This is a genomic window from Stappia sp. P2PMeth1 (assembly GCF_900185735.1).
GTDB lineage: Bacteria > Pseudomonadota > Alphaproteobacteria > Rhizobiales > Stappiaceae > Stappia.
Genome location: NZ_FYAW01000013.1, coordinates 1 through 13,181, shown reverse-complemented (window position 1 = coordinate 13,181; position 13,181 = coordinate 1). Strand labels below are relative to the sequence as shown.

Annotated in this window: 12 protein-coding genes; 5 read left to right on the top strand and 7 right to left on the bottom strand. The window is 68.2% G+C overall.

Annotation, left to right across the window (positions count from 1 at the left end; translation table 11 throughout):
* The coding region (locus P2PM1_RS06865; protein ID WP_256376452.1) for an SRPBCC domain-containing protein at positions 1-124 on the bottom strand (124 nt) is incomplete at its 3' end.
* 268 nt (positions 125-392) lie between these two features.
* Here P2PM1_RS06865 and P2PM1_RS06860 point away from each other — a divergent pair.
* From P2PM1_RS06860 to P2PM1_RS06850, 3 genes are read left to right on the top strand one after another with little or no spacing between them, the layout of a single operon-like run.
* Entirely contained in the window at positions 393-1,355 is a 963-nt protein-coding gene (locus P2PM1_RS06860) for a class I SAM-dependent methyltransferase (protein WP_186398613.1), read from the top strand.
* The gene (locus P2PM1_RS06855; RefSeq protein WP_186398612.1) at positions 1,352-2,200 is read left to right on the top strand and encodes an RNA methyltransferase; all 849 of its coding nucleotides are present in this window, start codon (positions 1,352-1,354) and stop codon (positions 2,198-2,200) included. The genes P2PM1_RS06860 and P2PM1_RS06855 overlap by 4 nt, the downstream gene beginning before the upstream one ends.
* A 25-nt stretch (positions 2,201-2,225) precedes the next feature.
* A complete protein-coding gene (locus P2PM1_RS06850; protein ID WP_186398611.1) occupies positions 2,226-3,092 on the top strand; it encodes an SDR family oxidoreductase in 867 nt (288 codons plus the stop codon).
* A 31-nt stretch (positions 3,093-3,123) separates the two neighbouring features.
* Here P2PM1_RS06850 and P2PM1_RS06845 read toward each other — a convergent pair whose 3' ends face one another.
* The 3 genes from P2PM1_RS06845 to glpK form a co-directional block, all read right to left on the bottom strand.
* A complete protein-coding gene (locus tag P2PM1_RS06845) occupies positions 3,124-4,026 on the bottom strand; it encodes a DMT family transporter (protein WP_208985205.1) in 903 nt (300 codons plus the stop codon).
* Between the two features lie 8 nt (positions 4,027-4,034).
* Complete coding sequence (locus P2PM1_RS06840; protein ID WP_186398609.1) at positions 4,035-4,973, bottom strand: bifunctional helix-turn-helix transcriptional regulator/GNAT family N-acetyltransferase; 939 nt, start codon at positions 4,971-4,973, stop codon at positions 4,035-4,037.
* 177 nt (positions 4,974-5,150) lie between these two features.
* A complete protein-coding gene (gene glpK, locus P2PM1_RS06835) occupies positions 5,151-6,662 on the bottom strand; it encodes a glycerol kinase GlpK (protein WP_186398608.1) in 1,512 nt (503 codons plus the stop codon).
* A 214-nt stretch (positions 6,663-6,876) separates the two neighbouring features.
* On the opposite strand from glpK, the gene P2PM1_RS06830 reads away from it, so the two are divergent.
* Complete coding sequence (locus P2PM1_RS06830) at positions 6,877-8,064, top strand: MFS transporter (protein WP_186398607.1); 1,188 nt, start codon at positions 6,877-6,879, stop codon at positions 8,062-8,064.
* 118 nt (positions 8,065-8,182) lie between these two features.
* On the opposite strand, the gene P2PM1_RS06825 is transcribed toward P2PM1_RS06830, so the two are convergent.
* Positions 8,183-8,383 (bottom strand): cold-shock protein, encoded by a 201-nt coding sequence (locus P2PM1_RS06825; RefSeq protein ID WP_186388935.1) that lies wholly within the window; start codon positions 8,381-8,383, stop codon positions 8,183-8,185.
* 397 nt (positions 8,384-8,780) lie between these two features.
* On the opposite strand from P2PM1_RS06825, the gene P2PM1_RS06820 reads away from it, so the two are divergent.
* Positions 8,781-10,385 (top strand): B12-binding domain-containing radical SAM protein, encoded by a 1,605-nt coding sequence (locus P2PM1_RS06820; RefSeq protein ID WP_186398606.1) that lies wholly within the window; start codon positions 8,781-8,783, stop codon positions 10,383-10,385.
* A 25-nt stretch (positions 10,386-10,410) separates the two neighbouring features.
* On the opposite strand, the gene lepA is transcribed toward P2PM1_RS06820, so the two are convergent.
* Together lepA and mepA are read right to left on the bottom strand one after the other, a co-directional pair.
* Positions 10,411-12,216 (bottom strand): translation elongation factor 4, encoded by a 1,806-nt coding sequence (gene lepA, locus P2PM1_RS06815; RefSeq protein WP_186388933.1) that lies wholly within the window; start codon positions 12,214-12,216, stop codon positions 10,411-10,413.
* 129 nt (positions 12,217-12,345) lie between these two features.
* The coding region (mepA, locus tag P2PM1_RS06810) for a penicillin-insensitive murein endopeptidase (RefSeq protein WP_186398605.1) at positions 12,346-13,181 on the bottom strand (836 nt) is incomplete at its 5' end.

Genomic DNA, 13,181 nt, shown 5'->3' with positions numbered 1-13,181 from the left:
GCTCGGAAACCTGCTCCAGCTCCTCGCAGCCGGGAATGCAACGACGCAGAACATCCGCGTCGTTCAGCGCCAACCAAACAGCCCCACGACCCGCCAACAATCGATACTCGCCAACCAAATCCATGGACCGCCAATCCCTTGTTGCGACGCCCGCCCTGCGGGACGTCGACCCTTTCCCTAAGCTTGGCCAAGCTGCCTCCGCCTTTCAAGTGCTTGCGAGAAAATCGGCGACAAACTTCTTCTTGCCGCAGCGCAGCACAGGCCTTGCCCTGCGAGGCGATTGACCCGCGCCGTGAACCGCCCTAAGGCCAACGGAAACGGCGCCACCCGAAGGTCGCCGCCAGTTCCTGCCCGGCCGGCCGCCGGGCCGTTCGAGAAGGCAGTCCGTTCCCGTGTCCGTTCGCCCCGCCCTGCCCGGCTCCGATCCCGCTCCCGCCCCCGCCGGCAAGCCCCCGACCGCCTGCTGGCCGCTGATCCTGGAAACGCGCGGCTGGGACGACTATGCGCTGCTCGACTTCGGGCACGGGCGCAAACTCGAGCGCTACGGCCGCATCGTCGTCGACCGGCCGGAACCCCAGGCGATGGGCGCGCCGCGCCTGCCGGAAAAGCGCTGGCTGTCGGCCGATGCCGTCTTCACCGGCAATGACGAGGACGACGGGCCGGGACGCTGGCGGCTGAACCGCGACCTGCCCGATACCTGGCCGATGCGGTTTCACGACGTCCACTTTCTCGGCCGTTTCATGTCGTTCCGCCATGTCGGCGTGTTTCCCGAGCAGGCCGCCCACTGGCAGTGGATGGCCGAGCGGGTGGCGGCGCGCCAGGCCGCCGGCGGCAAGCCGATGCGCATCCTCAACCTGTTCGGCTATACCGGCCTTGCCTCCTTGGTGCCGGCCGCCGCCGGCGCCGAGGTCACCCATATCGATGCCTCCAAGAAGGCGATCGGCTGGGCGCGCGAGAACCAGGCGATGTCCGGGCTCGACCATCTGCCGGTGCGCTGGATCTGCGAGGACGCGGTGAAGTTCGTCGCCCGCGAGGTCAAGCGCGGCAACCGCTATGACGGCATCCTGCTCGATCCGCCAAAATACGGCCGAGGCCCCAAGGGCGAGGTCTGGGACCTTTACGAGAGCCTGCCGGCCCTGATGCCGATGATCGAGGAGATCCTGTCGCCGGAGGCCGATTTCCTGGTGCTCACCGCCTATGCGATCCGGGCGAGCTTCCTGTCGCTGCACGAGCTGATGGCCGAAACGCTGTCGCGGCGCGGCGGCGTGCTCGCCTCCGGCGAGTTGGTGCTGCGCGAGGAAGGCGGCAGCCGCGCGCTCTCCACCTCGCTCTACAGCCGCTGGAGCGCCACATGAGCACCAATCTCCCGCGCCCCGGACAGGTGAAGCAGGTCACGTCCTTCTCCAACCCGCTGGTCAAGGACATCAAGGCGCTGATCGCCCAGCGCAAGCATCGGCAGAAGAGCGGGCGCTTCGTCGCCGAGGGGCTGAAGCTTGCCACCGACGCGCTGGCCGCCGGGTGGGAGGTCGACATGCTGGCGCTCGGCCCGGAAGCGCGGGACAGCGCCCCGGCGCGCGAGGTTGCAGCGACGGCACGGGCGCGCGGCGCCACGATCCTGGAAGTCTCCACCGCCGTCCTCGCCGCGATGACCCGGCGCGACAACCCGCAGATGGTCGTCGGCGTCTATGGCCAGCGCCTGCTCTCCGCAGCGGCTCTGGAGAAAGCCTTCGTGGCCGCGCCGCAGGGCGTGTGGGTGGCGCTCGACCAGGTGCGCGATCCGGGCAATCTCGGCACGATCATCCGCACCGCCGATGCGGTCGGGGCATCCGGCGTCCTTCTGGTCGGCGACACCACCGATCCCTTCGCGGTCGAGGCGGTGCGCGCCACCATGGGTTCGCTGTTCCATGTGCCGCTCGCCCGTCTCACCCGCGAGAGCTTTCGCGACATCGCCGCACGCTGGCCGGGTACGGTCGTCGGCACCCATCTGAAGGGCTCGTCCGACTATCGCAGCATCGACTATCGCCGGCCGGCGCTGCTGCTGATGGGCAACGAGCAGTCCGGCCTGCCGCAGGAGATGGCGGAGGCCTGCAGCGCCCTCGCCCGCATTCCGCAGGCGGGCCAGGCCGACAGTCTCAACCTGGCGGTCGCGACTGCGATAATGCTCTACGAGATCCGCCGCGGCGACCTGTCGCTGACCTGACCAGACCTTTTCGGGAGCCAGATCCATGCGCCTTTTCGTCTTCGGCCTCGGCTATTCGGCGGATGCCTTCGTCCGGCGCGTCTCCAGCCGCTGCGAGACGATCACCGCGACCACCCGAAGCGCGGAGAAGGCCGCGCGGCTGGCGGAGCGGGGCATTGCGCCGGTTCTCTTCGACGGCACGGCGCCCGGCAACGAGGTGCGCGCGGCGCTGGCCGACGCCACCCATGTGCTCGTCTCCATCGCACCGGGCGAGGCGGGCGACCCGGTGCTTGCCCATCACGCTGACGATCTCGCGGCCGCGCGCCCTGAATGGATCGGCTATCTTTCCACCGTCGGCGTCTATGGCAATCACGACGGCGGCTGGGTCGACGAGGAAACGCCGTGCCGGCCCGTCTCGCGGCGCTCGCGCCAGCGGGTCGAGGCGGAGGAGGCCTGGCTCGCCTTTGCCGCCAAGCATGGCATTTCGGTGCAGATCTTCCGCCTGTCGGGCATCTACGGGCCGGGGCGCAATGCCTTCGTCAATTTCGAGAAAGGCACGGCTCGCCGACTGATCAAGCCGGGTCAGGTGTTCAACCGCATCCATGTGGAGGACATCGCCGGCGCGCTGGAGGCGGCGATCGACACTGCTCCGGCGACGCGGATCTTCAACGTCACCGACGACGAGCCGGCGCCGCCGCAGGACGTGATCGCCCATGCGGCGGAGCTTTTGGGCGTCGCGCCACCGCCGGAGCAGGATTTCGAGACCGCCGAGCTGTCGCCGATGGCGCGCTCCTTCTACGGAGAGAACAAGCGGGTCTCCAACGACCGGGTGAAGCGGGAGCTCGGCTACGCGTTCCGCTATCCCGACTACCGCACCGCGCTCGCCGCGCTCCACCGCAACGGCTGGCGCTGAGGCGCGGCCAAGGTCTGGGTGTCGGTGTGGGTCACGCACTGCCGCCGACCGGCAGGGGCGGCGCCGGTTTCCGACCCCGGCGCTGCGCGACGGCGGTGGCGGCAAGGCTGCCGACGACCAGCACCATGGCCACGGCCAGCGTCAGCGTCGGCGTCGCTCCCAGGAACAGCACCGACAGGACCACCGCGGTCACCGGGCTGAGGCCGAGAAAGGCGGTCACCACCGCCGCCGGCAGCCGGCTCAGCGCGTAGAGCCAGAGCAGGAAGCCCGCGCCGCTCGACAGGCCGACGAAGCCGACCAGCATCACGGTGCGCCGCGACCAGTCGGCCATCGGCAGGCCCTGCCCTTCGAGAAGAGCCATGACACCGAGCGGCAGCAGCGAGGCGAGCATGGCGATGACGCTGACCTTGGCGACGCCGCAGCGCTGCAGATAGGGCCGGTAGAGATGCGAGCACAGCGCACCGGTGAGCGTTGCCAGCGCCGCGCAACCGACGCCGATCCAGTCGGAGGCGAGCATCCGGCCCGTCAGCGCCTCGCCGGCCAGCAGGATACCGACGCCGACAACCGACAGCAGGATCGAGGCGAGTTCCAGCGGCGAAACCCGTCCGACGGCAAAGCGCAGACCAACAGTCAGCGTGACGATGGGCAGGGTCGCGAAGACCAGCGCCACCCGCGGCGAGCCGGTATGCAGCACGGCGACGTTGAGCAGGCCGACCAGCACGCCGAACTGGCCGATGCCGATCAGGGCCACGGGAAGCATGTCGCGCCGGGCCACCGGCGCGCCGGAAGAGAAGAAGGCCACCGGCAGCAGGATCAGCAGGGCGATGGCATAGCGCAGGAAGCCGAGCCGCCCGGCGCCGACCTCGGCAACCACCGCTTCGCTCGCCACCAGGGCCGCCCCGACCTGCAATCCGGTGAAGATCGCGCCAAGCACGGCCCCTCTCACAGGTCGCGCCCCCAGTTCTGGCCCACGAGATCATGGCCGAAGCTGTGGTGGTGTTCTTCCTCCAGCAGTTCGAAGCCGGCCGCCTCGTAGATGCGCCGTGCCGAGACGAGAATGTCGTTGGTCCACAGCACCATGCGCCGATAGCCGGCACCGCGTGCAAAGCGCAGGCATTCCTCGACAAGGGCACGGCCAAGGCCGCGCCCGCGCGCCGCCGGATCGACATAGAGCATCCGCAGCTTGGCGACCTCGTCGTCCTGGCGCACGACGAAGACCGAGCCGACGACCTCGCCCTCCATCTCGGCGATCCAGCAACGCTCGCGTGCCGGATCGAACTCGCGGACGAACTTGCCGGCGATCTCGGAAATCAGCCCTTCGAAGGTCCAGTCGAAGCCGTATTCCTGCGCATAAAGCGCCGCCTGCCGGTGAACGACCCAACCGAGATCGCCGGGCCGCGGATCGCGCAGGATGAAGGCGCGGGTGTCGGGCGTATCTCCGAGCAGCCGGCGGATGCGGGCCATCGCGCCGGTCAACTGGCCGCGTGCCTCCGGCGGCAACCCCGAGAGCAGGCTCGCGACCTCGCGCGCCGAAGCCTCGTTGAGCCCGGCAAAGACCTCCCGGCCCCGCTCGGTCAGCGTCAGCGCCAGCCGCTTGGCGTTCTCGGGCGAGGGCGTGCGGGCCAGCAGCCCGTCGCTCTCGAGCCCGGACAGCAGCCGGCTGAGATAACCGGCATCCATCTGCAGGATGTCGCCGAGATCCCGCGCCGAAGGCGGCGCATCGGGCCGGGCGTTGGCGAGTTCGTAGAGAATGCGCACCTGCGCGAGTGAATAGTCGGAGGCGAGCATCCGCTCGTTCAGCGCGCCGACGAGGCGGGTGTGGAAGCGGTTGAACTGACGAACGGCGGCGACGTCCGGATCCTGCAGCGGCGAGACAGGCATGTTGACGATTTCCTGACTATATTGCTTCAGTCAACTTAGCGGGCGAGCCAGCCGCCGGTCAACGAAAATGACGGGGGTCGGAAAAGCGGGAAAGACGAAGCGCGGAGCCTTGGTGAGGCTCCGCGCGGTGTTCTCAAGCCTGCACTGTACGGCACGCCGGCCGCCAGGACCCCCGCGTCAGGCGCTGCGGGTCCGGCGCACCGCATCCTGCCAGCCGGCATAGAGCGCCGCCCGCTCCGCCTCGGCCATGCGCGGCTCGAAACGGCGATCGAGATGCCAGTTGCCGGAAAACTCGTCCATTCCCGGCCACACGCCCGCCTTGTGGCCGGCGAGCCAGGCCGCGCCCAGCGCCGTTGTCTCCAGCACCTGCGGCCGGTCGACCGGTGCGCCAAGCAGATCGGAGAGGAACTGCATCGTCCAGTCGGAGGCGGTCATGCCGCCATCGACGCGCAGCACGATGCTCGCCGTATCGATACCGCCCGTATCGATGCCCGCCGCATCGGCGCGCATCGCCTCGATCAGGTCACGGGTCTGGTAGCCGACGCTTTCCAGCGCCGCGCGGCAGAAGTCGGCCGGGCCGCTCGCCCGCGTCAGGCCGAACAGCGCGCCGCGCGCGTCCGGGTCCCAGTACGGCGCGCCCAGGCCGACAAAGGCCGGCACCAGGTAGAGGCGGTTCTCCGGGTCCGATGCCTCGGCCAGCGTCTGGCTTTCGGCTGCCGTCTCAATGATGCCGAGCCCGTCGCGCAGCCACTGCACCGCGCTGCCGGCAACGAAGATCGACCCTTCCAGCGCATAGGTGGTGTGCCCGTCGAGGCGATAGGCGATGGTCGACAGCAGCCGGTTCCGCGAGGCGACGCGGGTCTCGCCGGTATTGAGCAGCGCGAAGCAGCCGGTGCCATAGGTCGACTTGACCATGCCGGGGCGGAAACAGGCCTGGCCGACGGTCGCCGCCTGCTGGTCGCCGGCAACCCCGAGGATCGGCAGTGCCGCGCCGAAATGCTCCGGATCGACCGTGCCGAACGCGTCGGCGCTGTCCTTGACCTCCGGCAGCATCGACAGGGGCACGCCGAGCAGGCCGCAAAGCTCCTCGTCCCAGCGGTTCTCGTCGATGTTGTAGAGCAGCGTGCGCGAGGCATTGGTCGCATCCGTCACATGCGAGCGGCCGCCGGTCAGCTTCCAGATCAGCCAGCTATCGACGGTGCCGAACAGCAGTTCGCCGCTCTCCGCCCGTGCCCTTGCGCCTTCGACATTGTCGAGGATCCAGGCCAGCTTGGTGCCGGAGAAATAGGGATCGAGCAGCAGGCCGGTCTTGCGGGTGAACAGGTCCTCGTGGCCCTGGCGCTTCAGCCCGGCACAGAAGTCCGCCGTGCGGCGGTCCTGCCAGACGATGGCGCGGTACACGGGCGCGCCGGTCTTGCGGCTCCACACCAGCGTCGTCTCGCGCTGGTTGGTGATGCCGACAGCGGCAATCGCCGACGCCCCGCCCTCGATCCCGGCCAGCGCTTCGCGGCAGACGGCGAGCGTCGAGGTCCACAGATCCTCCGGCTCGTGCTCGACCCAGCCGGAATGCGGGAAATGCTGAGGGAACTCCTGCTGCCCCACGGCAACCGACCGGAAGGCGCCGTCGAAGACAATCGCCCGGCTCGATGTGGTGCCCTGGTCGATTGCGAGTATGTGTCCGCCGCTCACGCGTCTCCTCCGAATGTTCGCTTTCTTTCTTTATTTTCCAGTTGGACAATCAAATGAAACCAAAAACCCGTCAATCGAAAATCATCTCTCCCTCTGAGCCGCCAGTTGCAGGACGGGTGCGCGTGATCGACGCAAGGCCCGGGCACTGATAGTCTCGCCAAACTGCCGTACCGCCGGATCGCCGGCAAGCCTCCCGACCGGCCGCCGCTCCGCCATGCCCAGTGCCTCCAAGACCCGCTCGCTTTCCCTGCTGACCCTTGCCGTCATCGCCGCACTGTCGCTGTGGTTCGTCTCGGCCGCGATCCTCCCCGAAATGCTGGCCGAGCACCCGATCACGCCGGTGCGTCAGGCGCTGCTGTCGAGCGCCGTGCAGGTGGGCTTCGTCGTCGGCGCGCTCGCCTCGGCCATTCTCGGCCTGCCGGACCGGCTGCATCCCGGCCGGCTGTTCGCCGCCTGCGCCGCGCTGGCGGCGCTGGTCAACGCGGCGCTGCTGGTCCTGCCCATCGGCGGCACGGAAGCGATCCTGGCGCGGGTCGCCACCGGCGCCCTGCTTGCCGGTGTCTATCCGGTCGGCATGAAGATCGCGGTCGGCTGGGGCTTGCGAGATCGCGGCTTCCTTGTCGGCCTGCTGGTCGGCGCGGTGACGATCGGCTCGGCGCTGCCGCATGTGATCGCACTCGGCGGCGGCGCCGACTGGCGGGCGACCGTGCTCATCGCCTCCGCAGCCTCGCTCATTGCCGCGAGCCTCGCCCTTGCCGTGCGGCTCGGGCCATATCACGCAAGTTCGCCGCGCTTCGATCCGGCGGTGATCCGCCGCGCCTGGACCGACCGGCGCATCCGCCTCGCCTATGCCGGCTATTTCGGCCACATGTGGGAGCTCTATGCCATGTGGACCTGGGCCGGCGCCGCGATGGCCGCCGCCTTCATCCCGGTGCTGGGGGATGGCGAGGGCTTGCGGCTCGCCCGCCTCGTCACCTTCGCCGCCATCGCGCTCGGCGGGCTCGGCTGCATCGCCGGCGGCTGGGTCGCCGACCGCATCGGCAAGGACACGGTGGCGATCATCGCGCTCGCGGTCAGCTTCGCCAGCGCGATCGCGGCAGCCCTGTGCTTCGGCGGTCCGGTCTGGCTGCTGGCGGCGATCTTCCTGCTGTGGGGCGCGTCCATCGTGCCGGACTCGCCGCAGTTTTCCGCGCTCGTCGCCGATTTCGCTCCGCCGGAGCAGGCCGGCAGCCTGATGACGCTGCAGACGGCCATCGGCTTCGCCCTGACCTTCGTCACGGTACAGGCGGCCCCCGTCGTCGCCGAACACTCCGGCTGGCCGGTGCTGCTGGCGCTGCTGGCGCTCGGTCCCGCCGTCGGTCTGGTGGCCATGCTGAGGTTGTGGCGCCTGTCGCGCGCCTGAGGGAGGTTGCCCCCTTAAACGCAAAAAGCGCCGTGCCTTGTCCGGGCAGCGGCGCTTCGCGCATCACGCAAGTCTTGCGTGAAGGGACGGCTTCGGCCGGGTTCTCCCGGCCGGCGCGTTACAGGACGCGCAGGTTCTCCGCGACCGTGTGGCCGCGCAGATAGGCGAGATCATAGGCCACAAGCTGGCCCTCGCGCAGGCTCGGAACGCCCGACTTGCGCAGTGCCGCCATGTCCACGTGAACATAGTCGCCTTCGTTCGGTTCGATCGCGCCGATACCGGCCTTGTTGTCGAACCACTTCACATTTCCAAGTTCCATAGTCAGTCTCTTTCTTATCGTTCTTGTTTTCGCTTGCACCGCTTTGCGGGTGCCATGCCGTCGCCTGCCCGCCTCCGCCATCGCGAAAGCCGGGCTGCAACAGGTCCATCGCGGTGCGGAACGTATCGCACCGTCGCATGACGATCTGCGCCAGGGTCGTTTCTCGGAACCGCCCGTCCCTCATTTTGCAATGCGAGGGTGACAGGCTTGCGACACCGTTCGGCGCGCGTGGTCGTCGGTCAATGATGAACAAGCACCGTTAACAAATGGTGAGCGCATTCCATTTTGCAAGCCCGATCAAGCCAAGCACCTTGCACGCCGCCCCCCATCACAAGCGCCGCCGGGTCTGCTATGGTCGCCGCAAGGACCCTCGATCCCCCGAAGGAATTGCGTGAGAATGCGACCAGCCGTCAAAGTCCTGCTGCTCTACCCGCGCTTCCAGGCGGGGTCCTTCTGGAACTATCAGGAGACCTGCAACCTGGTCGGCGCCAAGTACCCGGCACCGCCCCTCGGCCTGATCACCGTCGCGGCGATGCTGCCCGAGAGCTGGGAGCCGCGGCTGGTCGACCGCAACACGGCGGAGTTGCGGGACGAGGACCTTGCCTGGGCCGATGTCGTCTTCACCGGCGGCATGCTGCCGCAGCAGTCCGACACGCTGGCGATCATCGCCCTGTGCAAGGGCGCCGGCATTCCGGTTGTGGTCGGCGGACCGGACGTGACCTCGAGCCCGGATCACTACGCGCAGGCCGACTTCCGGGTCATCGGCGAGGCCGAGGGCATCTTCGGCGCCTTCCTCGAGGCATTCGAGCGCGGCGAGCGGAGCGGCACGTTCGAGGCCGAGAAGTTCAAGGCCGACGTCACCACCACACCGGTCCCGCGCTTCGATCTGCTGAACTTTTCCGATTATGTGCAGGTCAACGTGCAGTTCTCGCGCGGCTGCCCGTTCACCTGCGAATTCTGCGACATCATCGAGCTCTACGGCCGCAAGCCGCGCACCAAGGGCAGCGCGCAGATCCTGGCCGAGCTTCAGGCGCTCTACGACCTGGGCTATCGCGGCCATGTCGATTTCGTCGACGACAACCTGATCGGCAACAAGAAGGCGGTGAAGGCGTTCCTGCCCGATCTCATCGCCTGGCAGAAGGCCCATGGGCGCCCGTTCGAACTGTCCACCGAAGCTTCGCTCAACCTGGCGGACGACGAGGACCTGCTCGAAATGATGCGCCACGCCGGGTTCTTCGTCGTCTTTGTCGGCATCGAGAGCCCCGACCCGGACGTGCTGGTCGCCACCCGCAAGAAGCAGAACACGCGGCGCGACATCGCCGCCAGCGTGCACAAGATCTACGAGGCCGGCATCTTCGTCATCGGCGGCTTCATCGTCGGCTTCGACGAAGAGAGCGACCGGGTGGCGGACGAGATTGCCGGCCTGATCGAAGAGGCCGCCATTCCCGTCGCCATGACCGGACTGCTCTACGCCCTGCCCAACACCCAGCTCACCCGCCGGCTGGCGGCACAGGGCCGGCTGCATGCCGAGTTCGACGTCGCCGATCCCGATCACGAGCAGGGCGACCAGTGCACGGCCGGGCTCAATTTCGAGACCCTGCGCCCGCGCGCGCAGATCCTCGCCGACTACCGGAAGGTGATCGAACGGGTCTACTCACCCGAGACCTATTTCGGCCGGCTGCGCAAGATGGTCGAGCTGCTCGACATGAGCGGCCCCAATGGCGACGTGCTCAACGCCCGCCTGCCAAGCGATGTGAGGAAGCTGGGCAAGCTCGTCTGGTCGATCACCGGGCGCAAGCCCGGGCATCGCGGCCACCTGTGGCGGATGATCGCCTTCACGCTGCGGCACAACCCGCGCGCCCTCAACCCGATGCTGCACATGGTGGCGCTCTACGTGCATCTCGGCCCGTTCTCGCGCTTCGTGCTGCAGCAGATCGACACGCAGATCGCCGAGATCGAGGCCGGCAACTGGCAAGCGCCCGCCCTCGTCGCCGCCGAATAGGCGGCGGCGCAAGGCCGCGTGCGGGTCAGGAATCCATCTTCAGGGCCTTGATGAAGGCTTCCTGCGGGATCTCCACCTTGCCGAACTGGCGCATGCGCTTCTTGCCTTCCTTCTGCTTTTCCAGAAGCTTGCGCTTGCGCGTCGCGTCGCCGCCATAGCACTTGGCGGTGACGTCCTTGCGCAGCGCCGCGATGGTCTCGCGGGCGATGACCCGGGCGCCGATGGCCGCCTGGATCGGGATCTTGAACATGTGCCGGGGAATCAGGTCCTTCAGCTTCTCGCACATGGCGCGGCCGCGCCGGTCGGCCTGCGTGCGGTGGACCAGCACGGAGAGCGCGTCGACCGGCTCGGCATTGACCAGGATCGACATCTTGACGAGGTCGCCCTCGCGATAATCGGTGATCTGGTAGTCGAAGGAGGCGTAGCCCTTGGAGATCGACTTCAGCCGGTCGTAGAAGTCGAAGACCACCTCGTTCAGCGGCAGGTCATAGGTGACCATGGCACGGTTGCCGACATAGTTGAGGTCGATCTGCACGCCGCGCCGCTCCTGGCACAGGGTCAGGATCGCGCCGAGATACTCGTCCGGCGTCATGATCGTGGCGCGGATCCACGGCTCCTCGATCGTGTCGATCTTCACCGGGTCCGGCATGTCGGCCGGATTGTGCAGCTCCTTCAGCGTGCCGTCGGTCAGGTGCATGCGATAGACGACCGAGGGCGCGGTGGCGATCAGGTCGAGGTCGAACTCGCGCTCCAGCCGCTCCTGGACGATCTCCAGATGCAGGAGGCCGAGGAAGCCGCAGCGGAAGCCGAAGCCGAGCGCCGCCGACGTCTCCATCTCGAAGGAGAAACTGGCATCGTTGAGGCGCAGCTTGCCCATCGCCGCGCGCAGGTCCTCGAAATCGTTGGCATCGACCGGAAAGAGGCCGCAGAACACCACCGGCTGGGCCGGCTTGAAGCCGGGAAGCGCCTGGGCGCAGGGCTTGCGGTCGTCGGTGATCGTGTCGCCGACGCGGGTGTCGGCCACTTCCTTGATCGAGGCGGTGATGACGCCGATCTCGCCGGGGCCGAGGCTGTCGACCGACAGGAATTTCGGCGTCATGACGCCGACCCGGTCGATCTCATAGGCCGCGCCCGTGCCCATCATCTTGACCTTCTGGCCCTTCTTCATCGAGCCGTCGATGATGCGCACCAGCACCATGACGCCGAGATAGGCGTCGTACCAGCTATCGACCAGCAGCGCCTTCAGCGGCGCGCCGGGATCGCCCTCGGGCGCCGGCAGGCGGTTGACGATCGCCTCCAGCACGTTCTCGACGCCAAGGCCGGTCTTGGCCGAGATCATCACCGCTTCGGAGGCATCGAGGCCGATCACGTCCTCGATCTGCTGCTTGACGCGCTCGGGCTCGGCCGCCGGCAGGTCGACCTTGTTGAGCACCGACACGATCTCATGATCGTTGTCGATGGCCTGGTAGACATTGGCGAGCGTCTGCGCCTCGACGCCCTGGCTGGCGTCGACGACGAGCAGCGACCCTTCGCAGGCGGCGAGCGAACGCGACACCTCATAGGCGAAGTCGACATGGCCCGGCGTGTCGATCAGGTTCAGCTTGTACTGCTTGCCGTCCTTGGCGTTGTAGATCAGGCGCACGGTCTGCGCCTTGATGGTGATGCCGCGCTCGCGCTCGATGTCCATCGAATCGAGCACCTGCTCCTTCATCTCGCGCTCGGTCAGCGTGCCCGTCATCTGGATCAGGCGGTCGGCCAGCGTCGATTTGCCGTGGTCGATATGCGCCACGATCGAGAAATTGCGAATGTCGGAGATTTTCTGCGTGCTCATGCGCGCCCATTTACCATCGCCGGATGCGCCGGCAAAGCGGATTGCGCGGCGCAGCATCCAAAAAACACGGCAAAACCACGCGACCGGCCCGATCGCGCCGCAAGCCGCGCCCGCAAGCGGCCAACACCCCTACCTTGCCACCAGAACCTCGGTGCAGGCCTCGGGCAGGGCCGACAGGGTCATGTGCTTCTTCTGCACCGGGGCCGCGGGCTTGTCGGTCTTTTTCGGCTTCTTCGGCACCCAGGGCTCGTCGGACAGCCAGGAGACCAGTTCGGCGCCGCAGCCGTCGCCCGGCGGCGGCGCGTCCTGATCCTTGCAGCCGACGCTTCCTGCCGGACAGGCGATCCGCACATGGAAGTGGTAATGGTGGCCCCACCACGGCCGGACCTTGCGCAGCCAGCCGCGCTCGCCGGTCTCGAAGCGGCACAGCGCCTGCTTGATGCCCGGATGGACGAAGATGCGGGAGACCTGCGGATCCTGGGCCGCGCGGCGGATCAGCCGCGCATGGCTGTCGGTCCATTTCGCCGGATCGACGCCGCGATCGGCGCCCGGCAATTCGGACGGCCCCTTCAGCATCGAGATCGCCGTCATCGTCTCGCGCTCCTCGCGCGACAGGGTGCGGCCGGGCATCGGCGTCAGCCAGATGTCGGCATCGAGGCCGATCTGGTGGCTCGAATGGCCGGAGGTCATCGGCCCGCCGCGCGGTTGGGCAAGGTCGCCGACGAGCAGGCCGCTCCAGCCGAGCGCCGGGGCGTCGCCGGCCAGCCGCTGCAGCATGGCGACCAGGTGCGGATGGCCCCAGTTGCGGTTGCGCGACAGGCGCATGACCTGCCAGGTCGGCCCGTCGACGGCAAGCGCCGTGGCGCCGGCGAGACAGCCCCTGGCATAGGAGCCGATGGCGCGGGCGGCGAGCGGGGCCGGCGCGCGCACCGCGCCGAAAAGATCCTTGGCGACGGCGCCGGGCC